Here is a 20755-nt window from a genome sequence, read left to right on the forward strand (position 1 = left end):
GGCCTCAGCTATCGAACACATTTTCACCTTTCCTGCCGCCAGCGGTGGATACCGCCTGGCCGGAGCAGCAGTGTACACGTAATCAGCGCGTTGCCCACCCCTGCTTATGCAGATAGTCGAGAATAAACGGACGACTCTCTTTCACGATAGTGCGACGGATATGATCGCTCCAGGTATCGCGGCGGGCGTTGCTGCCGCGCGACAGATAATAGTGCGCCAACTGGTCGTCATACTCCGCCAGCAGCGCGTTATCCAGCGGCTGATAGCGGTTCTCATGCACCAGCATGGCGGCCGGCATCCGCGGCTTGATGTCCGGGTTATCCGCCGGCCAGCCAAGGCAAAGGCCGAACAGCGGCAGGACGTGCTTTGGCAGCTCCAGCAGCTCGGTCACCGCCTCGATGCTGTTGCGCAACCCGCCGATATAGACGCCGCCCAGCCCGAGGGACTCGGCGGCGGTCAGCGCGTTCTGCGCCAGCAGCGCCGTATCGACAACGCCGATCAGCAGCTGTTCCGCCAGCCCCAGCTCCGCCTGCGGGCAGATCTGCAGGTGGCGATTAAAGTCGGCGCAGAAGACCCAAAACTCCGCCGCCTGGGCGACATGCTGCTGGCCGCCGGTCAGCGGGACCAGACGTTCACGCAGGGCCGGGTCAGTAATACGGATGATGGAGGTGCACTGTAAAAAACTCGAGGTAGATGCCGCTTGCGCGCTGGCGATAATCGCCGCGCGCTGTTCGTCGCTCACGGGCGCATCGGTGAAGTGGCGGATAGAACGGTGGCTGCGCAGCAGCTCAATGGTCGGCGTCATTTCGTTTTTCTCTGTCAGACAAGGATTCAGGCTCAGGAGAGTGGGTTAACTGCGGGGCCACGATCTGCGCCATCCGCCACATCACGACGATGGCGGCGGGGATCATCAGCACGATCCCGACAAAGAGCATCACCAGCGCCGCGGTCGGGCTGGCAATGGGCGCAGGCAGCTGGACATACTGGTTAAGTGAGAGCCAGGCAAGGGTTAACAGCCCCATCCCGAGGATCTCAACCAGCAGAATGCTTTTCGGCAACGGGGCAAATTTTCGCATCACGCCTCTCCGGTTGATAAACGCAACGCGCCAGCCAATGCCGCCGCGCCGCCGGGTCAGTATACGGGTTTTGATAGTAAGACATTTATCAAACATAGCCGTAAACCATCGAAGCAAAAGGCAGAACCTGCTTTCCCTCACCGACCAATGCAGGCATCATAAGCGCCATTCGCCATCCGGCTGAGGTTTAAGGAGAGAAGCAATGTTTACTGTTATTTTTGGTCGTCCAGGCTGCCCTTACTGTGTTCGCGCCAAAGAGCTGGCCGAAAAACTGACCAACGAGCGTGATGATTTTAACTACCGTTACGTGGATATTCACGCCGAAGGCATCAGCAAAGCTGACCTGGAAAAAACCGTCGGCAAACCGGTTGAAACCGTACCGCAGATTTTCGTCGACCAGAAACACATCGGCGGTTGCACCGATTTCGAAGCCTGGGCGAAAGAGAACCTTGGCCTGTTTGCCTGAGTAAATTTATTTGCTCGATGAATGACTGCGCCAGGTATCAAGCCAGGCGCAGATAAACAAAAAGCACAACGCCCCCAGCGCACACCAGAACACCGCGCTCAGTACCCACGCCATCTCCTGCCAGAACGTCCGGTGCGTGACGAAAAACAGCCGCATCGTCACCATGCAGACCGGCGCCGCCAGCATCGCGCCGAGCAAAGGACGCAGCACCCGACGACCGGGAGAGAGACAGCTCGCCGCCGCTCCTGGCAGCAAAAAGAAGAGCAGGCCCAGCTCCGGGTTGCCGCTGGCGCGAAAGGCCCCTTTCATATGTAACAACAACGATAAGCACACCACAATGAACAGAACGAAGCCACAGATAATGCCGGCCCAACTACGCTCAGATTTCACCGTATCCTCCTGATGTTGCCTCTAACTCACGTCCACGTCGCCCAGTCAGATAAAGCATTTCGGCAATCCATGCCAATAACTCCCCTGCCAGCCTGAAAACGATTGTCACTAGCCGCCGCATCCAGGAAGGATTAAACTAGCGGGTATATTTTTGCTGGTTATAACAGGGTGCCAGAATAGGTTCGCGACAACGCGAACGCCTGAGCAACCTTAGACCAAATAACCATTTCCTTCAACAACTTACTAGTAAACGAGAAGTTGGCTTTCGTGAATATAAACGTCGCAGATTTGTTAAACGGGAATTACATCCTGTTATTATTCGTTGTACTTGCATTAGGACTATGCCTGGGAAAACTGCGTCTCGGCTCAGTACAACTTGGTAATTCCATTGGCGTTTTAGTCGTTTCTCTATTATTAGGTCAGCAGCATTTCGCGATTAACACCGATGCCCTTAATCTCGGCTTTATGCTGTTTATTTTTTGCGTCGGCGTGGAAGCCGGTCCTAACTTTTTTTCGATTTTTTTCCGTGACGGGAAAAACTATCTGATGCTGGCGCTGGTGATGGTCGGCAGCGCGATGCTGATCGCCATGGTGTTGGGTAAAGTGTTCGGCTGGGATATCGGGCTCACCGCCGGTATGCTGGCGGGGGCGATGACCTCCACCCCGGTGCTGGTGGGCGCGGGGGACACTCTGCGCCATTTCGGCCTGCCCAGCGATCAGCTGGCGCAGTCGCTTGACCATCTGAGCCTCGGCTATGCCCTGACCTACCTGGTTGGTCTGGTGAGCCTCATCGTCGGCGCCCGCTATATGCCCAAGCTGCAGCATCAGGATCTGCAGACCAGCGCCCAGCAAATCGCCCGCGAGCGCGGCCTCGATACCGATTCCAAACGTAAAGTTTACCTGCCGGTGATCCGCGCCTATCGCGTCGGCCCGGAACTGGTGGCGTGGGCGGATGGCAAAAATCTGCGCGAGCTGGGCATTTATCGCCAGACCGGCTGCTATATCGAACGCATCCGCCGCAACGGCATTCTGGCCAACCCGGACGGCGACGCGGTGCTGCAGATGGGCGACGATATTGCGCTGGTGGGCTACCCGGACGCGCACGCTCGCCTCGACCCGAGCTTCCGCAACGGTAAAGAGGTGTTCGACCGCGATCTGCTCGACATGCGCATCGTCACCGAAGAGATTGTGGTTAAGAATCACAACGCCGTCGGCCGCCGCCTGGCGCAGCTCAAGCTCACCGACCACGGCTGCTTCCTGAACCGGGTTATTCGCAGCCAGATCGAGATGCCTATCGACGACAACGTGGTGCTGAACAAAGGCGACGTGCTGCAGGTCAGCGGCGACGCCCGCCGCGTGAAGACCGTAGCCGACCGCATCGGCTTTATCTCCATTCACAGCCAGGTGACCGACCTGCTAGCCTTCTGCGCCTTCTTTATCGTCGGCCTGATGATCGGCATGATCACCTTCCAGTTCAGCTCCTTCAGCTTCGGCATCGGCAACGCCGCCGGCCTGCTGTTCGCCGGCATCATGCTTGGCTTCCTGCGCGCCAACCACCCAACCTTTGGCTATATCCCGCAGGGGGCGCTGAACATGGTGAAAGAGTTTGGCCTGATGGTGTTTATGGCCGGGGTCGGGCTCAGCGCCGGGGCCGGGATCAATAACGGGCTGGGCGCCGTCGGCGGCCAGATGCTGGCGGCAGGGCTTATCGTTAGCCTGGTGCCGGTGGTGATCTGCTTCCTGTTTGGCGCCTATGTGCTGCGCATGAACCGGGCGATGCTGTTCGGCGCCATGATGGGGGCGCGCACCTGCGCCCCGGCGATGGAGATCATTAGCGATACCGCGCGCAGCAACATTCCGGCGCTCGGCTATGCGGGCACCTACGCCATCGCCAACGTGCTGCTCACCCTCGCCGGGACGCTCATCGTGATCATCTGGCCGGGGCTACAATAAATTTTTTGCGAAAAAAGCCGCCACAGGTAGAACTTTTTCTCAGGGCATCAGTCATAAGTAATGCCACTGCTTTTCTTTGATGTCCCCATTTTGTGGAGCCCATCAACCCCGCCACTTCGGTTCAAGGTTGATGGGTTTTTTGTTGCCTGCGTTTAGCCATTCCGGGTGAAACGCCGCCTCAGCACTCCTCTTCCTGCGCCCTCTCCCCCGCCAGCTGCCCGACCATCATGCGGATCGCCGCCTTCGACAGCGGCGCGCGGTCGGTGACAAAGTGCAGGGTCATCCCTTCAATAAAGGCGTCGAGGCCGCGGGCGGTGTCAGGGGCAAACCACTGCTCCAGCGTCTGCTGGCTGCGCCGCATCCAGTTCTGCATCACCGCCTTCAGCGCTGGCTGGCTGCTACAGAACGCATACAGCTGGTACATCAGCTCCATATTGCGCGCCGTGGTCACCTGGGCGCTGAAGATCAGCTCCGCGATGGCATCGCAGGCTTGTTGCCGGTTCGCTACCCCGGCGAAGCTTTGCTGATACTGCGCCGACATCTCGGCGGTAAACAGGCTGAACGCCTCCTCGATCAGCGCCTCGATGCCGCTGAAATAGTAGGTCAGCGACCCCAGCGGCACATTCGCGCAGGTGGCGATTTTACGGTGCGTCACCGCATGGACGCCGTGCGCCGCGATGGTGTCCAGCGTCGCCTGCAGGATGCGCTCGCGGCGCTGCGGATCGTTCGGTCTACGGGCCATGATTTTCCTCTTCCGGTTTATGTACAAATGTACACATGCTTGCTACTGTTGTCTTCATTCTTCTCCTTTAAGGCGTTTACGGATGACGACGCAATCTTCGCGCAGAGCGCTCCAGCTTCGACTGTGGGCGCTGTTTATGTTCTTTTTCATCCCTGGCTTATTAATGGCCTCCTGGGCCACCCGCACGCCGGCGATCCGCGATCTGCTGGCGCTTTCTACCGCAGAGATGGGCGTCGTGCTGTTTGGCCTGTCGGTGGGGTCGATGAGCGGTATTCTCTGCTCGGCGTGGCTGGTGAAGCGCTTTGGCACCCGCAAGGTCATCCGCACCACCATGTCCTTCGCCGTACTCGGCATGCTGGTGCTCAGCCTGGCGCTGTGGCTTGCCTCCGCCCCGCTGTTCGCCTTCGGTCTGGCCATCTTTGGCGCCAGCTTTGGCTCGGCAGAGGTCGCCATTAACGTCGAAGGCGCGGCGGTTGAGCGGGAGATGAATAAAACGGTGCTGCCGATGATGCACGGCTTCTACAGCTTTGGCACCCTGTTCGGCGCCGGGGTGGGCATGGCGGTGACCGGGTTCGGCCTTCCCGCCGCCCCGCATATCCTGGCGGCCGCGCTGGTGGCCATCCTGCCCATCGCCATTGCTATCCGTGCCATTCCGGAGGGTACCGGTAAAAATGCCGCCGAAGCCGCCCACGGCGAGGCGAAAGGTCTGCCGGTATGGCGCGATGCGCAGCTGCTGCTTATCGGGGTTATCGTCCTGGCGATGGCCTTCGCCGAAGGCTCAGCCAATGACTGGCTGCCGCTGCTGATGGTGGACGGCCACGGCTTTAGCCCCACCTCCGGCTCGCTGATCTATGCCGGCTTCACCCTCGGCATGACGCTGGGCCGCTTTACCGGCGGCTGGTTTATCGATCGCTACAGCCGGGTGACGGTGGTTCGTGGCAGCGCGGTGATGGGCGCTCTGGGCATTGGCCTGATTATCTTCGTCGACAACCCCTGGGTGGCGGGCATTTCGGTGCTGCTGTGGGGCATTGGCGCCTCGCTCGGCTTCCCGTTGACCATCTCCGCCGCCAGCGATACCGGTCCGGATGCCCCTAAGCGCGTCAGCGTGGTGGCGATTACCGGGTATCTTGCTTTCCTCGTCGGGCCGCCGCTGCTGGGCTTCCTCGGCGAGCATTTCGGCCTGCGCAGCGCCATGATGGTGGTGCTGGGCCTGGTGATGGTGGCGGCGCTGGTCGCCCGCGCGGTGGCTAAGCCACAGTCTGAACCCGTTATGGAGAACAGCTAATGAGCATCAAACTGATTGCGGTGGATATGGACGGCACCTTTTTAAGCGATGCCAAAACTTACAACCGGCCGCGCTTCCTCGCCCAGTATCAGCGAATGCGCGAGCAAAACATTCGCTTCGTGGTCGCCAGCGGCAACCAGTACTACCAGCTGATCTCCTTCTTCCCGGAGATCGCCCACCAGATCGCCTTCGTTGCGGAAAACGGCGGCTGGGTGGTGAGCGACAATGAAGACGTCTTCAACTGCCAGCTGCCGGTTCACCATTTCAACGCCGTGGTCGACCATCTGCAGACGCTGCCGAATATCGAAATCATCGCCTGCGGGAAGCGCAGCGCCTACACCCTCAACCGCTACAACGACGCGCTGAAGACGGTGGCGGCGAAGTATTATCACCGCCTTGAACTGGTGGATGATTTTAACCATCTCGATGACACCATCCTCAAATTTGGTCTCAACGTGCCGGACCGCCTGATCCCGGAAATTCAGCCGAAGCTGCACGCGGCGCTGGGGGACATGGTGACAGCGGTAGCCACCGGCTACGGTAGCATCGACTTAATTATCCCGGGGGTGCACAAAGCCAACGGCCTGCGTATTTTGCAACAGCGCTGGGGTATTGAAGATCACGAGGTGGTGGCGTTCGGCGACAGCGGCAACGATATCGAAATGCTGCAGCACGCCGGATTTGGCTTCGCCATGGCCAACGCCCGGGAAGACGTCAAAGCCGTCGCCCGCTATCACGCGCCGCACAATAACGAAGAGGGTGTTCTGCAGATTATCGATAAGGTATTGGATCGCGAAGCGCCATTCGCCTGATAAGACCCGGATGCGAGCGCATCCGGGTTTTCAACCGGTTATCCCTGCTGCGAATTGCCGACGCTTTTATCTTTCAGGAAGTAGATCATCAGCCCCAGCCACAGTACCCCGCCCAACAGGTTAAACAGGCTGAACAGCCCGTTGCCGCCGAGCTCGTAAGCATGTTTGCTGAGCTCGATGCCGACGGTGAAGATCAGCATCTGCAGCATCCCCATCGCCGCCGAAACCGTGCCTTTGCTCATCTCGCTGGCGAACAGGGTTAAGCGCACCAGGCCGGCGTTCGCCAGGCCAATCCCGAAGGCGTAGAAGCTCAGACCGGCGGTCATCCACAGATAGGCGTGGGAAGAGACCACCGTCGCCGCCGCGGAGAGGAGCAGGCCAAACAAGATAGGCCAGCCGCCCATGATAATCAGCGAGCGCACGGTACGGCGCGAAGTCAGGCGCGCCAGCACCAGGTTGCCGGCAATCAGCGCGCCGAAAATCGGCACCTGCAGCATGCCATACTCATAGCTTGTCGCCTGTTCGCCGCTGATAATAATCACCGGCGACTGGGCGATCCACGCCAGCAGCGGCAGGCTGACAAAGCCGGTAGCCAGCGCGCCGGCGACGAAGCGCAGGTTCTTCAGCACCAGCCGATAGTCGCGGCCCAGCTCTTTGACCGACAGCTTTTCACCCAGTCGCGTCGCGGTTTCCGGCATCGCCCGCTGCAGGCCGACAAACGAGATAGCCGCCAGCACGGCGAACAGCACGAACATCATCTCCCACGGCAGGATATGCACCCAGGCGGCGCCCACCAGCGGCCCCAGCAGCGGGGCAATCAGCGCCACGTTGGCCATCAGGGCGGTGATTTTAATACACACCGCCTCCTCAAAGGACTCCTGGATCGCCGCGTAGCCGACCGCGCCGATAAAACACAGGCTGATCCCCTGCAGGAAGCGCAGCAGGGTGAACTGTTCAATGGTCTGCGCCAGCAACGTCGCCAGGCAGGTGACGATAAACCACACCACCCCGGTCAACATCACCGGACGGCGGCCAATACGGTCCGACAGCGGCCCCAGCAGCCACTGTAGAAACATGCCGCCGGCCAGATAAGCGGTCATCGAGGTGGGTACCCACTCGTTGCCCACCTGAAACTCCTGAACCACGGCCAGCATACCCGGCTGGATCATATCGTTGCCGATATAGGTGGAAAACTCGTACAGCACCAGACATAGCGGGAACAGCAGCGCCTGCCTTCCGAGGCGGCGACCTGAAAGCGAATAATTTTGCATGAAATCTCTTATCTATCAAAAATCGCGCAAAGTGTAATGAAACTCCCGGCGCGGAGATAGTGAATTGTGGGTGACACCGCACAATATTGCGAGTTGCGCGCCAGCGTCAGGGCTCGCCTTAGCAATTCACTCTGCGTATATATTCCGTTTATGTTTCAGCCATGTGACAAAGGATATACTGACGCTTTTCAGGGGGTTAGCGCCGCACCTCAGAAGGCGACATTTCTTAACAACCTGATATTTAAGACAATACTGCTTTATCTCCGCACCGCTTTTATTTAGGGTAAGCGGCTTATTTGCTATCGGACCAACGAGCCTGGAAGTCTATGCTGGAAAATATTAACTACGCGCTGTTCGCCCTGCTCAACGCGACCCCGGCCTCGCCGCAGTGGGCCATTGAGGTGGCGATTTTCATCGCTAAAGATCTGATTCTGATCGTGCCCCTGCTAGTGGTGACCTTGTGGCTGTGGGGGCCTGCCCAGCGGCAGATGGTGTTTAAGCTGATGCTGGCGCTGAGCATCAGCCTGACCGTCTCATGGGCGATCGGCCACCTCTATCCGCACGATCGGCCGTTTGTCGCTGGCGTGGGCTATAACTTCCTGCACCACGCGGCGGACGATTCCTTCCCCAGCGACCACGGCACCGTCAGCTTTACCTTTGCCCTGGCCTTCCTGTTCTGGCACCGCGTCTGGTCCGGCGCCCTGCTGATGGCCCTTGCCGCCGCCATCGCGTGGTCCCGCGTCTATCTCGGCGTCCACTGGCCGCTGGACATGGTCGGCGGCCTGCTGGCCGGGATGTGCGGCTGCCTTGGCGCGGCGCTAATCTGGCATACTGTCGGCTCGGCGCTGTACCGTCAGCTGCAGCGCCTCTATCGCCTCTGCTTCTCCCTGCCGATCCGCAAAGGCTGGGTGCGCGGCTAAACGCCGACCGTCGTGGCGGCGACCGCGTGACTAACCCGCAAGCGACAGGTAAAATCCCGCTAACGCCCTGCCTCCGCAGGGCGATTTTAGCGCAGAGGGAATATGGAAACTCGCCGTGACGAACGCATCAGTCAGCTCATTCAGGCACTCAAGCGCAGCGATAAGCTGCATCTGAAAGAAGCGGCCTCCCTGCTCGGGGTGTCGGAAATGACCATTCGTCGCGACCTCAACGGCCACAGCGGTCCGGTCGTGCTGCTCGGCGGATACATTGTGCTGGAGCCGCGCAGCGCCACCCATTACCTGCTCAGCGACCAAAAAACCCGGCTGGTCGATGAAAAACGCCGCGCCGCCCGCCATGCGGCCGCGCTGCTGGAGGCCCATCAGATGGCCTTCTTCGACTGCGGGACCACCACCCCGTGGATCATCGACGCCATTGACGACGCTCTGCCCTTCACCGGCGTCTGCTACTCCCTGAACACCTTTCTGGCCCTGCAGGAAAAGCCCCAGTGCCGCGCGGTCCTGTGCGGTGGGGAATTTCATGCCAGCAACGCGATTTTTATGCCGCTGAGCCTTGAGGATACCCTCAGCCATCTGAGCCCTGACATCGCCTTTTACTCGGCGGCGGGCATTGACTGCGAGCAAGGGGCAACCTGCTATAACCTGGAGGAACTGCCGGTCAAGCACTGGGCGATGCGACACGCGCGCTACCACGTGCTGGTGGTAGACCACAGCAAGTTCGGCAAAGTGCGTCCGGCGCGCATGGGGGCGTTAGCAAAGTTTGATGTGATCGCCAGCGATATCTGCCCGGATGACGAGCTGGTCGCGCTGGCGAAGGCGCAGCAGATTTCGCTGCTGTACTGAACATGAACGGACCGCGCCCCGCCGGGCGCGGTCATGACATCAGGAGAACCAGCTGCCGAACCAGCCGTGCAATTTCATCAGTACGAAGTCGATCATTCGGCTGAAGAAGCCACCTTCTTTCACCGGCTCCATGACGATCAGCGGGCGCTGCTCGATGGTTTTATCATTCAGCTTAAAGTCGATAGTCCCGACCACCTGCCCCTTCTCCAGCGGCGCGGTAAGCTGCGGCTGGTTTAAGGTGTAGCTGGCTTTCAGGTTTTTCAACTGCCCCTTCGGCAGGGTGATAGAGCCCGCTTCGCCAGCCCCCAGTTTCGCTTCGCTGCTGTCGCCAAACCACACGCGCTGAGTGACGAAGGTGGCATCCGGTTTAATCGGCGTCACGGTTTCATAGAAGCGGAAGCCCCAGGTCAGCAGTTTTTCTGACTCGTTAAAACGAATGCGGTCGGTTTTGGTCCCCAGCACCACGGCAATCAGACGCATATCGCCCTGCGTGGCCGAAGAAACCAGGTTATAGCCGGCCCCGGCGGTGGTCCCGGTTTTCACGCCATCGGCGTTGAGGTTGGTGCTCCACAGCAGACGGTTACGGTTTGGCTGACGAATTTTATTAAAGGTGAACTCTTTCTCTTTATGTACCGCGTACTCTTCCGGTACATCGTGGATCATCGCTTTGGTCAACAACGCCATATCGCGAGCGGTACTGAACTGCCCCGGCGCATCAAGGCCGTGAACGGTCATAAAGGTGGTGTTGGTCAGCCCCATTTTTTTGGCGTAGCCGTTCATCAGGCTGACGAAAGCATCCTGGCTGCCCGCCACGTAGTCCGCAATGGCAATGCTGGCGTCGTTACCGGACTGAATGATGACCCCTTTGTTCAGATCTTCCACGGAAACCTGCATGCCGGGCTTGAGGAACATCACCGATGAGCCGCGCAGCGCCGGGTTGCCGGTCGCCCAGGCATCGCGCCCGACGGTCACCATATCGGTCAGTTTAATTTTTCCCGCTTTTATCGCCTGCCCCACCACGTAGCTGGTCATGATCTTCGTCAGACTGGCCGGGTCGAGTTTTTCATCGGCATTGCCTTCGCTCAGCACCTTCCCGCTGGCGTAGTCCATCAGGATCCAGGCGCGAGCGTCAATCGAAGGGGCGTCGGGGAGTTGTTCTGCAGCCTGCACCGCAGGTGCGACAAGAAATAACAGCGCGCAACCTGCCGCGAGGCCGCGAAGGGAAAAAGCGTCATGCATCATAAGAGCCACCCAAGTATCCTTTCCAAACAAAATATGCCGCGCCACTCTGACCGCGCCGCAGCAACCGGTGAGTAAAGCGTACAAATGACCTTAAAGAAACAGCGAGTTGGTAAAGTTTTTAAAGTTTACGCAATAACATGCCGCCGTGCTTTAATCAGAACAATTTTTTTGATCGTGATTGCCTAAATATTAACTTTATCCCAACATGATCGCCGATCGCGCTGCAACGGCAGTGAAACAAACTCAGGAGCGAAAATGATTACACTGTGGGGACGTAATAATTCGACCAACGTGAAGAAAGTGCGCTGGGTGCTGGAGGAGCTGGATCTGCCGTATGAGCAGATCCTCGCCGGGCTGGAGTTTGGTCTCAATCATGACCCGGAATATCTGGCGATGAACCCCAACGGGCTGGTGCCGCTGTTAAAGGACGATGCCACCGGGGTGGTGTTGTGGGAATCAAATACGATTATTCGCTACCTTGCCGCCCAGTATGGCGTTGACCGTCTGTGGCTGGCCGCGCCGGCGCAGCGCGCGCAAGGCGAAAAGTGGATGGACTGGTCCAACGGCACCCTCTCTCCCGCTCATCGTCCGGTGTTAATGGGTCTGGTAAGGACGCAGCCGGAGCAACGCGACCCGGCGGCGATCGCCGCGGGGATCAGCGCCTGCGAAACGCTGTTCGCCATGCTGGATGACGAACTGGCCAAAATGCCGTGGCTCTCTGGCGAGCAGTTCGGCCTTGGCGATATTGCCGTCGCCCCCTTCGTCTACAACCTGTTGTCGATCCTCGACAGCTGGCAACCGCGGCCCCATCTGCAGCGCTGGTATCAGCAGATTAGCCAGCGTCCCGCCTGGCGCGAAGTGGTGCAGATCCCGGTCACCTGACGCTACTTCTCCGGACTCAGCCGCAATAGCTCGCCGTTAGACTCGTCGGTTAACACATACAGATAGCCGTCGGGTCCCACGCGAACGTCGCGGATGCGTTTCCCGCGCGCCTCCAGCAGGCGCCCCTCCTCGCGGACCTGATTTCCGTCCACCGCCAGAACAATCAGCGACGTCTCCTTCAGCGCGCCGATAAACAGCTTATGTTGCCACTGGGGAAAGGTCTGCGCCGCGTAGAAGGCCATCCCGCTTACCCCGGGCGAGACCGGCCAGACATACAGGGGAGGCTCGGTTCCCGGAACCGTTTTGCCCCTGGCCTCCGGAATGGGCAGGCCGCTGTAGTTAATGCCGTGCGTCGCCAGCGGCCAGCCGTAGTTTTTTCCCGCCTGCGGGATATTAATTTCATCCCCGCCGCGCGGGCCGTGCTCGTTCAGCCACAGCGCCCCGCTCCACGGATTTATCGCCATCCCCTGTGGGTTGCGGATGCCGTAGGCCCAGATTTCCGGCCTCACGTCGGCCCGGCCAACAAAGGGATTATCCGGCGGCACACCCCCGTTCTCCGTCAGGCGGACCACTTTTCCCTGCAGCTTGTCGAGATCCTGAGCGGTGGGACGCTGATTGTTCTCCCCGAGGCCAATAAAGAGATGCCCTTTGCCGTCAAACACCAGCCGGCCGCCAAAATGATTGCCGACGGAGAGTTTCGGCTGCTGGCGAAACACCACGGTGAAATTCGTCAGTTGAGTGGCATCCTGGCTCAACTGCCCGTAGCCCACCGCGGTGCCCGCTTTGCCGCTGGCGTCGCTTTCCGCATAGCTTAGCCACACCCGCCGCGACTGCGCGAAATCCGGGGCCAGCGCCACGTCCAGTAAGCCCCCCTGGCCGTTGGCCCACACCTGCGGCACGCCGGCTATCGGCGCCGACAGGCCTTTACCCGGCTGCCAGCGCTTGAGCTCGCCGCCACGCAGGGTAATCAACATGCCCTGGTCGCCGGGGAGAAATGCCAGGCTCCACGGATGGGCCAGCCGGTTCTGCAATACCTCCACCCGCGCCGCGGCCTGGCTCAGGGCCGGCAGCGACAGGGCGCTCAATAGCAACAGCAGCGGGATCGGACGCATGGCATTCTCCTTTCGTCAGCTCTGCGCTAAAGGGTAGCCAGCGGGGAAATTTGCGCGGGGATTTTTACATAACCTTTAACAGGGGAAGCATCCACTTCCCCTGGGTTTCAGCCGATCAGGCATGAGGAATTGGCGACAATTTATTCAATTTATGAATATTTGAAGTCAATCCTGTCAGACAGCGTTCTAGCTTCTCTACGTTAACAGCGATGTACAGCGGACAATCATGATGCCCGCTCATCAGGCATACTGCAGCGGCGGCGACGGACTCGCCGGCCAAACGAAGGGCATCCTTTTCCTCCGGTGAAATGACATGCTGCAGGCGCGGCGCCTGGGCACGCATTTCACGGCAAAGCTCAAACAAATTTTCACGCAGATGGTCATTTTCGCTGACTGACATGTAGCCTTTGGCCTTCCGCAGCTGCAGATAGGCGTCAATATCGATATTGGCGTTAATGAGCTTCTGCAAAAGGTGGCGGTATAGTCTGTCAACGGTCATCACGGTTCCTCCTCTGTCGTCCTTTACCCTATCCATAATACGGTTATTTTTTGTACAAAATGATGCGCCAGGTCAATTATTCCCAAGACTTTAACACCCTTTACAATTTGACAACCTTGCCGCTTTGTCAGGTCTACAACAAAAATAATGTCACACGATCACATTTAATTTCGCAAAGAAACAAAATCGCCATAATCGCCATTAAGTGGCCAAAATAGTGCTGCAATGATCACATTATATCGCAGACGCTATTGCACGATCGTAAGACAGAATGCCATAACAAATCATTAATGTAATACGTATAACATTTAATAAAAACAGCGACCGCGGCCGCGGTTCGCTGATAATCTCTCTGCCCGTTTGCAAGGAACTGAACCATGACGCCCGGTAAAAGAAACTACCTTCTGTTGAGTCTATTCGATTTCCTCTACCTGTTCGCCTGGTCGTCGACCATGGCTTTCTTTGTCATTTGGACCACCCAGCATCTTGGCATCAGCGCCACGAAGACCGGCCTGCTCTACTCGGTCAACGCCTTTATCGCCCTGCTGATGCAACCTTTCTTCGGCTTTATCTCCGACAAGTTCGGCCTGAAAAAACGGCTTATCTGGCTGCTGGTCGCCCTGCTCCTGCCGGTGGGCCCCTTCTTTATCTATGTTTACGCGCCGCTGCTGGTGCACAATTTCTGGTTCGGCGCGCTGCTGGGGGGGATCTATCTGGGGATCATCTTTAACTCCGGCTGCGGGGTGATCGACTCTTACATCGATAAGATTTCCCGTCGCTACCAGTTCGAATACGGTCGGGTGCGGATGTGGGGCTCGTTAGGCTGGGCAGCGGCGGCCTGGATTGTGGGTAAATATATCGACAGCAATCCTAATCTGGCCTTCTGGCTCGCCAGCCTCGCCATCGTCATCGCCGCCATCTGCTTTATGCTGACCAAAATCGAATTAACCGACGCTGATGTAGCGCGAAGCGAATCGCTGAAGGTCTCCCATGCCCTCGAGCTGGCGAAGAATGGTCAGTTCTGGATGCTGCTGCTCTTTACCCTGTTCGTCACGCAGATTTATGACACCTACGATCAGCAGTTTGCCCAGTACTTCTCGCAACAATTCCCGACGCCGGAGGAAGGCAACCGCTGGTATGGGATCCTCGCCTCCATTCAGGTGTGCGGCGAAACGCTGTTCTTATGCCTGATGCCGTGGTTTGTTAACCGGACCGGCGCCAAGTGGGCGCTGATCATTGCCGGGCTGATCATGTCGGTACGTATTGTTGGTTCGGCGGTGCCTCTTGGCCCGGTGTGGATTGGCGCAGTAAAAATGATGCATGCCCTGGAGAAACCGTTAATTCTGGTGTCGGTCTTTAAATTCATCGCCGCCAACTTCGACCACAAGCTCTCTTCGACAGTCTATTTACTGGTGCTGTTTGTCGCCTCGATCGCCACCGCCATTTACTCCCCGCTGGCTGGCTATCTGTACGATACCATTGGCTTCGCCGACACCTATCTGATCCTCGGCGGCATCGCCGGGCTCTTTACTTTGATCTCTGTCTTCACGCTGCAGGATAAGCGCGAGCCGAAAAAGCCCGGCGCCGCCCCCTCCGGAGCCGTCACCCCGGCGCAATAAGTCTCTGCCCGGCAGCAACGCCGGGCGTGAATCGTCGCCTGCGCGCACGGCTTGCCGGAAGCGTTTCCCGCCCCTCTGCTCCGGGGCGTGCAGGATCCGCTTTAGCGGCAGGGGCATGAAAGGCAGGGCTGGGTGCGCTTTTTCACCATTAACCGTGACGGAGCTATACTCTTTTTCGCAAAGATCTGTAGAATTCCTGCCCTGACCATTCCAATAATTGAACACTTTTTAAGCTATGAGCAATGTCACGCACCAGCCGAAAATCGGCTTCGTCTCCCTGGGCTGCCCGAAAAACCTCGTGGACTCAGAGCGTATCCTGACCGAACTGCGTACCGAAGGTTATGACGTCGTCCCTACCTACGACAACGCCGATATGGTGATCGTTAATACCTGCGGCTTTATCGACAGCGCTGTGCAGGAATCGCTGGAAGCGATCGGCGAAGCGTTGAAAGAGAACGGCAAGGTGATCGTCACCGGCTGTCTCGGCGCAAAAGAGGATCAGATCCGTGAAGTGCACCCGAAGGTGCTGGAGATCACCGGTCCGCACAGCTATGAGCAGGTGCTGGAGCACGTCCACCACTATACGCCAAAGCCGAAGCACAACCCGTTCCTGAGCCTGGTGCCGGAACAGGGCGTTAAGCTGACGCCGCGCCACTACGCCTACTTAAAAATTTCTGAAGGCTGCAACCATCGCTGCACCTTCTGCATTATTCCGTCCATGCGCGGCGACCTGGTGAGCCGTCCGATTGGCGAAGTGCTGGCGGAAGCCAAACGCCTCGCTGACGCTGGCGTGAAAGAGCTGCTGGTGATTTCGCAGGACACCTCCGCCTACGGCGTCGACGTCAAGCACCGCACTGGTTTCCACAACGGTATGCCGGTGAAAACCAGCATGGTCAGCCTGTGCGAAGAGCTGGCGAAGCTCGGCATCTGGGTGCGCCTGCACTATGTCTACCCGTACCCGCACGTTGACGATGTGATCCCGCTGATGGCAGAAGGCAAAATTCTGCCGTACCTCGATATTCCGTTGCAGCACGCCAGCCCGCGCATCCTGAAGCTGATGAAGCGTCCAGGTTCCGCTGACCGTCAGCTGGCGCGCATCAAGCAGTGGCGTGAAATCTGCCCGGATCTGACCCTGCGCTCCACCTTTATCGTGGGCTTCCCGGGGGAAACGGAAGAAGATTTCCAGATGCTGCTCGACTTCCTGAAAGAGGCGCGTCTCGACCGCGTCGGCTGCTTCAAGTACAGCCCGGTTGAAGGCGCCACCGCCAATGAGCTGGCGGACCAGGTGCCGGAAGAGGTGAAAGAGGAGCGCTGGAACCGCTTTATGCAGCTGCAGCAGCAGATCTCTGCCGAGCGTCTGCAGGAAAAAGTGGGTCGCGAAATCCTGGTGCTGGTGGATGAAGTTGATGAAGAAGGCGCCATTGGCCGCAGCATGGCCGACGCCCCGGAAATCGACGGCGCGGTCTACCTGAACGGCGAAACCGGCGTCAAGCCGGGCGACGTGGTGCGGGTGAAAGTCGAGCACGCCGACGAATACGACCTGTGGGGAACCCGGGTCTAGTCCAGCTTCCCGGATAGCGGCTTAGTGCATTCCCCAGCCTACGGGGTCCTCCCGTAGGCTCCCCCCCCAGGCCCCCGCAAGCGCAGCGCCGCCGGGCAAGCGTTGATGACCTTCCAGGCAACCCTGTTGCGCCGTTATTTTGCCGGGTGGCGCTACGCTTACCCGGCCTACGGGGTCCAGTCCCAATATGTGAATCGCCGCCGGACATGGGGCCGCTGAAACTGCCGGTGCTGGCGGCCTCAACATCGCTGAGACGTTCCCGGAAGGCCGGGGCAGCCCGCATGGATGCGGGCTGAGGGCCATGTTTTGCACGGACGCTGCCTCGGCCCGACCCGCAGCCTGCAGGGATAAGTCGAAGGCACCACGCAGTGGCGATGTTGCTGGCCGGAGCCCGGGGGTACAGGGGGCGGCGGCGACTGGCCGCCCCCTGTGCGCTCCCTGCGCCAAGCCAGACATAACGCAGAAAATTAACCGGGAGCGCAATGTGCGCTGACGCCACACGTGATAAACGCTTTTCCCGGGCAGAGAAAGTGGCAACCGATGCAGCTTATCCCCCCGTCGTGCGCCAGACCGTCACCCGACGTCCCCTACCCCTTTAACTTCGGATCCAGCGCATCGCGCAGGCCATCCCCCAGCAGATTAAACGCCAGCACGGTCACGAAAATCGCCACCGCCGGAAACAGCGCCACGTGCGGGGACATCACCATATCCGCCCGCGCCTCGTTGAGCATCGCGCCCCACTCTGGCGTGGGCGGCTGCGCGCCGAGACCGAGAAACGACAGACTGGCCGCCGAAATAATCGATACCCCAATGCGCATGGTGAAATAAACCACGATCGACGACACCGTCCCCGGCAGGATGTGGTGGAAGAGGATGGTGGCATCGCTGGCGCCAATGCTGCGCGCCGATTCAATAAAGGTCTGCTGCTTTAACACCAGGGTGTTGCCGCGCACCAGCCGGGCGAACGCCGGGATCGAGAAGATCGCCACGGCGATAATCACGTTGGCCATCCCGCTACCCATGACGGCGACCACCGCGATCGCCAGCAGGATCCCCGGAAAGGCGAACAGCACGTCGCACAGACGCATAATCAGCCGGTCCCACCAGCCCTCATAGTAGCCGGCCAGCAGCCCAAGCACCGTGCCGATGGCCGCGCCAATCAGCACCGCCAGCACCCCCGCGGCCAGCGAGATCTGCGCCCCCACCAGCACCCGGCTGAAAATATCGCGCCCCAAAGAGTCGACACCGAACCAGTGCACCAGCGAAGGCCCCTCGTTAAGCCGGTCGTAGTCGAAATAATTTTCCGCATCGTACGGCGCTATCCATGGGGCGACGATGGCCACCGCAATCAGCAACAGCACGAAAATACCGGCGCCCATGGCCACCGGCTGACGCCGAAAGCGCCGCCAGAACTCATGCCAGGGGGTATGGATCTCGCCGGGCCTGATGCCCGGCATGGCGTTCAGCGCCGCCTGCCTTCTCCAGTTAAGCAATCGCACCTTACTTATACCTGATAGCCGGGTTTATGGCCGCGTACAGCACATCCACCACTAAATTGATAAGAATAAACTCCAGCGAAAAGAGCAGCACTTCCGCCTGAATCACCGGGTAATCGCGCATTTCTACCGAATCGACCAGCAGTCGCCCCAGCCCGGGCCAGTTGAAGACCTTCTCCACGACGATCGAGCCGCCGAGCAGGAAACCGAACTGCAGCCCCATCATGGTGACCACCGGGATCATCGCATTGCGCAGACCATGCTTGAGCACCACCCGCGTTTCGCTCACCCCTTTCGCCCGGGCGGTACGCATATAGTCTTCATGCAGCACATCGACGAACGACGCGCGGGTAAAGCGCGCCATCACCGCCGCCACCGCCGCGCCGAGGGTCAGCGACGGCAAAATATAGTGCCGCCAGCTGTCGGCGCCCACCGTCGGCAGCCAGCCCAGCTCAACCGAAAACACCTGCATCAGCAGCATGCCGAGGGCAAAGGCCGGAAACGAAATACCGCTCACCGCCAGCGCCATTCCCAGACGGTCAGGCCAGCGATTGCGCCACACCGCCGCCGCGATCCCCGCCGCCATGCCAAACAGCACCGCCCAGCTCATGCTGGCCAGCGTCAGCCACAGGGTGGGCATAAAGCGGCTGGCTATCTCACTGGCAACGGGACGCCGCGAGGCCATGGACATGCCAAAATCGCCGCGCAGCACGTTGGTGATGTAGTGCCAGAACTGGACGTGCAGCGGCTGGTCAAGCCCCAGCTGCTGGCGCACCATCGCCACCACCTGGGCATCGGCCTCTGGTCCGGCAATCAGCCGCGCCGGGTCGCCGGGCAGCATATGGACGAAGAGAAACACCAGCACCGCGACGATTAGCAGGGTGGGGATCAGCCCCAGCAGGCGCTTAATCACATAGTTGAGCATCGTACCTCCACAACCCGCCCCGCGGAAAAACCGCCCTCCGCCCACTAGCGCCGGAGGGCATCATCTCGACCTTCACGGTGTTAAATCTGCCTGTTCGAAGCTGAAGCCGGTGTCCGGCTGGATATAGAAGCCGGTGAGGTTCTTGCTGTGGGCGGAGACCAGTTTCTCCACCACCAGCGGCACCCACGGCGACTCTTTCCAGATAATATCCTGCGCCGCTTTATAGAGTTTGGTTTTCTCTTGCGGATCGGTGGTTTTCAGCGCCTCGCTCAGCGCGCTATCCACCTGCGGATTGCTGTAAAAAGCGGTGTTAAACAGGGTCGGCGGCCAGTTTTGGGAAGCAAACAGCGGCGACAGCGCCCAGTCGGCTTCGCCAGTGGAGGCGGACCAGCCGGTATAGAACATCCGTACCCCGCTCTCTTTCTGCCCTTTACCTTCCACTTCCGCCGCCCGCTGACCGGCGTCCATCGCCGTCACCTGCGCCTTTATGCCCACCTGCGCCAACTGCTGCTGGGTAAACTGCAGCACTTTCTGCGCGGTGCTGTGGTTATGTGACGACCACAGCGTAGTGCTAAACCCGTTGGGGTAGCCGGCCTCTTTTAGCAGCTGGCGCGCTTTCGCCGGATCGTAAGGCCACGCGGGGTAGCTCTGAGCGTAGGCAATCGATGGCGGCACCACGCCGGTCGCCGGGGTGGCATAGCCGGCAAACGCCACCTTGACCAGCGCCTGGCGGTTGATGGCGTAGTTGATCGCTTCGCGCACCTTCGGATTATCGAACGGTTTCTGCGTCACGTTCATGCTGATGTAACGCTGCATGATCGACGGACTGGCCACCAGCTCCAGTTTGCTGTTTTTCGCCAGCAGCGGCGCCTGCTCATAGGGGATCGGGAAGGCAAACTGCGCCTCGCCGGTCTGCAGCATCGCCGCCCGGGTATTGTTATCGACCACCGGTCGCCAGGTAATGGAATCCAGCTTCGGCAGCCCCGGCTGCCAGTAGCCATCGAACTTGCTGACCTTCACGAAATCGGTCTGGTTCCAGGTATCGAGCTTATACGGCCCGGTGCCCACCGGGTGGAAGCCGATATCCTTGCCATATTTTTTCAGCGCCGTCGGCGAAATCATCGCTGTCGCCGGATGGGCGAGAATATTAATAAACGCCGAGAACGGCTGTTTAAGGGTGATTTTCACCGTGGTCGGATCAACCGCCTCGGTGCTGGCGATATTTTTATACAGGTTATAGCGCTTGAGATGGTTTTCCGGGTTGCTGGCGCGGTCGAGGTTAGCCTTGACCGCCTCGGCGTTAAAGTCGGTGCCATCCTGGAATTTCACCCCGCTGTGCAGCTTGATGGTGTACACCAGGCCATCCGGCGACACGGTGTAGCTCTCGGCAAGGACATTTTGCAGCTTCATCTCTTTATCAAGGCCGAACAGGCCTTGATAAAAGGACTTCGCCACCGCCTGCGACAGAGTATCGTTAGCATCATAGGGGTCGAGCGTCGTGAAGTTAGACCCGACCGCCACCACCACATCTTTGGCGGCAAAAGCGGGGGCGCTCGCCAGGGCCGCCGCGATACTCAGCGCCAGCCACCATTTGCGTGAAACAGGTTGTGTCATCGTGTTCTCCTGAAAAGGTGCGTTATGTG

The 20755-nt window shown here is 59.3% G+C and carries 20 protein-coding genes; 9 read left to right on the forward strand and 11 right to left on the reverse strand.

What is annotated here, in order from left to right:
- Nucleotides 1-82: 82 nt before the first annotated feature.
- Nucleotides 83-805: a nitroreductase NfsA gene (nfsA, locus tag ABLU73_RS12560; protein WP_004201327.1), complete on the reverse strand. Its 723-nt coding sequence runs from the start codon at nt 803-805 to the stop codon at nt 83-85.
- A complete protein-coding gene (locus ABLU73_RS12565) occupies nt 789-1076 on the reverse strand; it encodes a YbjC family protein (RefSeq protein WP_025999158.1) in 288 nt (95 codons plus the stop codon). Before ABLU73_RS12565 ends, nfsA begins: the two co-directional genes overlap by 17 nt.
- A 202-nt stretch (nt 1077-1278) precedes the next feature.
- Here ABLU73_RS12565 and ABLU73_RS12570 point away from each other — a divergent pair, with 202 nt between their 5' ends.
- Nucleotides 1279-1542 (forward strand): GrxA family glutaredoxin, encoded by a 264-nt coding sequence (locus ABLU73_RS12570; RefSeq protein WP_002896352.1) that lies wholly within the window; start codon nt 1279-1281, stop codon nt 1540-1542.
- 6 nt (nt 1543-1548) lie between these two features.
- Here ABLU73_RS12570 and ybjM read toward each other — a convergent pair whose 3' ends face one another.
- The gene (gene ybjM, locus ABLU73_RS12575; protein WP_004201325.1) at nt 1549-1932 is read right to left on the reverse strand and encodes an inner membrane protein YbjM; all 384 of its coding nucleotides are present in this window, start codon (nt 1930-1932) and stop codon (nt 1549-1551) included.
- 267 nt (nt 1933-2199) lie between these two features.
- Between ybjM and ABLU73_RS12580 the strand changes: the two genes are divergently transcribed.
- Complete coding sequence (locus tag ABLU73_RS12580; protein WP_004179131.1) at nt 2200-3885, forward strand: aspartate:alanine antiporter; 1686 nt, start codon at nt 2200-2202, stop codon at nt 3883-3885.
- 178 nt (nt 3886-4063) lie between these two features.
- Here the strand turns inward: ABLU73_RS12580 and ABLU73_RS12585 are convergent, their stop codons facing one another.
- Nucleotides 4064-4627, reverse strand: coding sequence for a TetR family transcriptional regulator (locus ABLU73_RS12585; protein WP_023320041.1), 564 nt, complete (start codon nt 4625-4627; stop codon nt 4064-4066).
- 82 nt (nt 4628-4709) lie between these two features.
- Here ABLU73_RS12585 and ABLU73_RS12590 point away from each other — a divergent pair, with 82 nt between their 5' ends.
- Both ABLU73_RS12590 and ABLU73_RS12595 read left to right on the forward strand, forming a co-directional pair.
- Nucleotides 4710-5912 carry an MFS transporter gene (locus tag ABLU73_RS12590; protein ID WP_017900139.1) on the forward strand — a complete coding sequence of 401 codons (1203 nt, stop codon included), beginning with the start codon at nt 4710-4712 and terminating at the stop codon, nt 5910-5912.
- Nucleotides 5912-6724: a Cof-type HAD-IIB family hydrolase gene (locus ABLU73_RS12595; protein ID WP_017900140.1), complete on the forward strand. Its 813-nt coding sequence runs from the start codon at nt 5912-5914 to the stop codon at nt 6722-6724. The genes ABLU73_RS12590 and ABLU73_RS12595 overlap by 1 nt, the downstream gene beginning before the upstream one ends.
- A 38-nt stretch (nt 6725-6762) precedes the next feature.
- Here ABLU73_RS12595 and kdeA read toward each other — a convergent pair whose 3' ends face one another.
- Complete coding sequence (kdeA, locus tag ABLU73_RS12600; protein WP_023320039.1) at nt 6763-7995, reverse strand: multidrug efflux MFS transporter KdeA; 1233 nt, start codon at nt 7993-7995, stop codon at nt 6763-6765.
- Between the two features lie 326 nt (nt 7996-8321).
- Between kdeA and ybjG the strand changes: the two genes are divergently transcribed.
- Together ybjG and deoR are read left to right on the forward strand one after the other, a co-directional pair.
- Nucleotides 8322-8915: an undecaprenyl-diphosphate phosphatase gene (gene ybjG, locus ABLU73_RS12605; RefSeq protein WP_004201292.1), complete on the forward strand. Its 594-nt coding sequence runs from the start codon at nt 8322-8324 to the stop codon at nt 8913-8915.
- Nucleotides 8916-9017: 102 nt separating this feature from the next.
- Complete coding sequence (deoR, locus tag ABLU73_RS12610) at nt 9018-9776, forward strand: DNA-binding transcriptional repressor DeoR (protein WP_048294430.1); 759 nt, start codon at nt 9018-9020, stop codon at nt 9774-9776.
- A gap of 39 nt (nt 9777-9815) precedes the next feature.
- Here the strand turns inward: deoR and dacC are convergent, their stop codons facing one another.
- Nucleotides 9816-11018: a serine-type D-Ala-D-Ala carboxypeptidase gene (gene dacC / locus ABLU73_RS12615; protein ID WP_004201290.1), complete on the reverse strand. Its 1203-nt coding sequence runs from the start codon at nt 11016-11018 to the stop codon at nt 9816-9818.
- Nucleotides 11019-11273: 255 nt separating this feature from the next.
- Here dacC and ABLU73_RS12620 point away from each other — a divergent pair, with 255 nt between their 5' ends.
- On the forward strand, nt 11274-11900 hold the full coding sequence (locus ABLU73_RS12620) for a glutathione S-transferase family protein (protein ID WP_222689954.1): 627 nt from the start codon (nt 11274-11276) through the stop codon (nt 11898-11900).
- A 2-nt stretch (nt 11901-11902) separates the two neighbouring features.
- On the opposite strand, the gene ABLU73_RS12625 is transcribed toward ABLU73_RS12620, so the two are convergent.
- Together ABLU73_RS12625 and bssR are read right to left on the reverse strand one after the other, a co-directional pair.
- Nucleotides 11903-13012: a PQQ-dependent sugar dehydrogenase gene (locus tag ABLU73_RS12625; RefSeq protein ID WP_004201287.1), complete on the reverse strand. Its 1110-nt coding sequence runs from the start codon at nt 13010-13012 to the stop codon at nt 11903-11905.
- Between the two features lie 115 nt (nt 13013-13127).
- Entirely contained in the window at nt 13128-13511 is a 384-nt protein-coding gene (bssR, locus tag ABLU73_RS12630) for a biofilm formation regulator BssR (RefSeq protein ID WP_004201285.1), read from the reverse strand.
- A gap of 377 nt (nt 13512-13888) precedes the next feature.
- Here bssR and ABLU73_RS12635 point away from each other — a divergent pair, with 377 nt between their 5' ends.
- The gene (locus ABLU73_RS12635; RefSeq protein WP_049116963.1) at nt 13889-15130 is read left to right on the forward strand and encodes an oligosaccharide MFS transporter; all 1242 of its coding nucleotides are present in this window, start codon (nt 13889-13891) and stop codon (nt 15128-15130) included.
- A 235-nt stretch (nt 15131-15365) separates the two neighbouring features.
- The gene (gene rimO / locus ABLU73_RS12640; protein ID WP_048294427.1) at nt 15366-16691 is read left to right on the forward strand and encodes a 30S ribosomal protein S12 methylthiotransferase RimO; all 1326 of its coding nucleotides are present in this window, start codon (nt 15366-15368) and stop codon (nt 16689-16691) included.
- Nucleotides 16692-17278: 587 nt separating this feature from the next.
- On the opposite strand, the gene gsiD is transcribed toward rimO, so the two are convergent.
- From gsiD to gsiB, 3 genes are all read right to left on the reverse strand, one after another.
- On the reverse strand, nt 17279-18190 hold the full coding sequence (gene gsiD / locus ABLU73_RS12645) for a glutathione ABC transporter permease GsiD (protein WP_004886276.1): 912 nt from the start codon (nt 18188-18190) through the stop codon (nt 17279-17281).
- Nucleotide 18191: 1 nt separating this feature from the next.
- Complete coding sequence (gsiC, locus tag ABLU73_RS12650; protein WP_004886274.1) at nt 18192-19112, reverse strand: glutathione ABC transporter permease GsiC; 921 nt, start codon at nt 19110-19112, stop codon at nt 18192-18194.
- Nucleotides 19113-19184: 72 nt separating this feature from the next.
- Nucleotides 19185-20726, reverse strand: a complete 1542-nt coding sequence (gsiB, locus tag ABLU73_RS12655) for a glutathione ABC transporter substrate-binding protein GsiB (RefSeq protein WP_004886272.1) — start codon at nt 20724-20726, stop codon at nt 19185-19187.
- Nucleotides 20727-20755: the final 29 nt, after the last annotated feature.

Source organism: Klebsiella sp. GG_Kp175 (genome assembly GCF_040062325.1).
GTDB lineage: Bacteria > Pseudomonadota > Gammaproteobacteria > Enterobacterales > Enterobacteriaceae > Klebsiella > Klebsiella quasipneumoniae.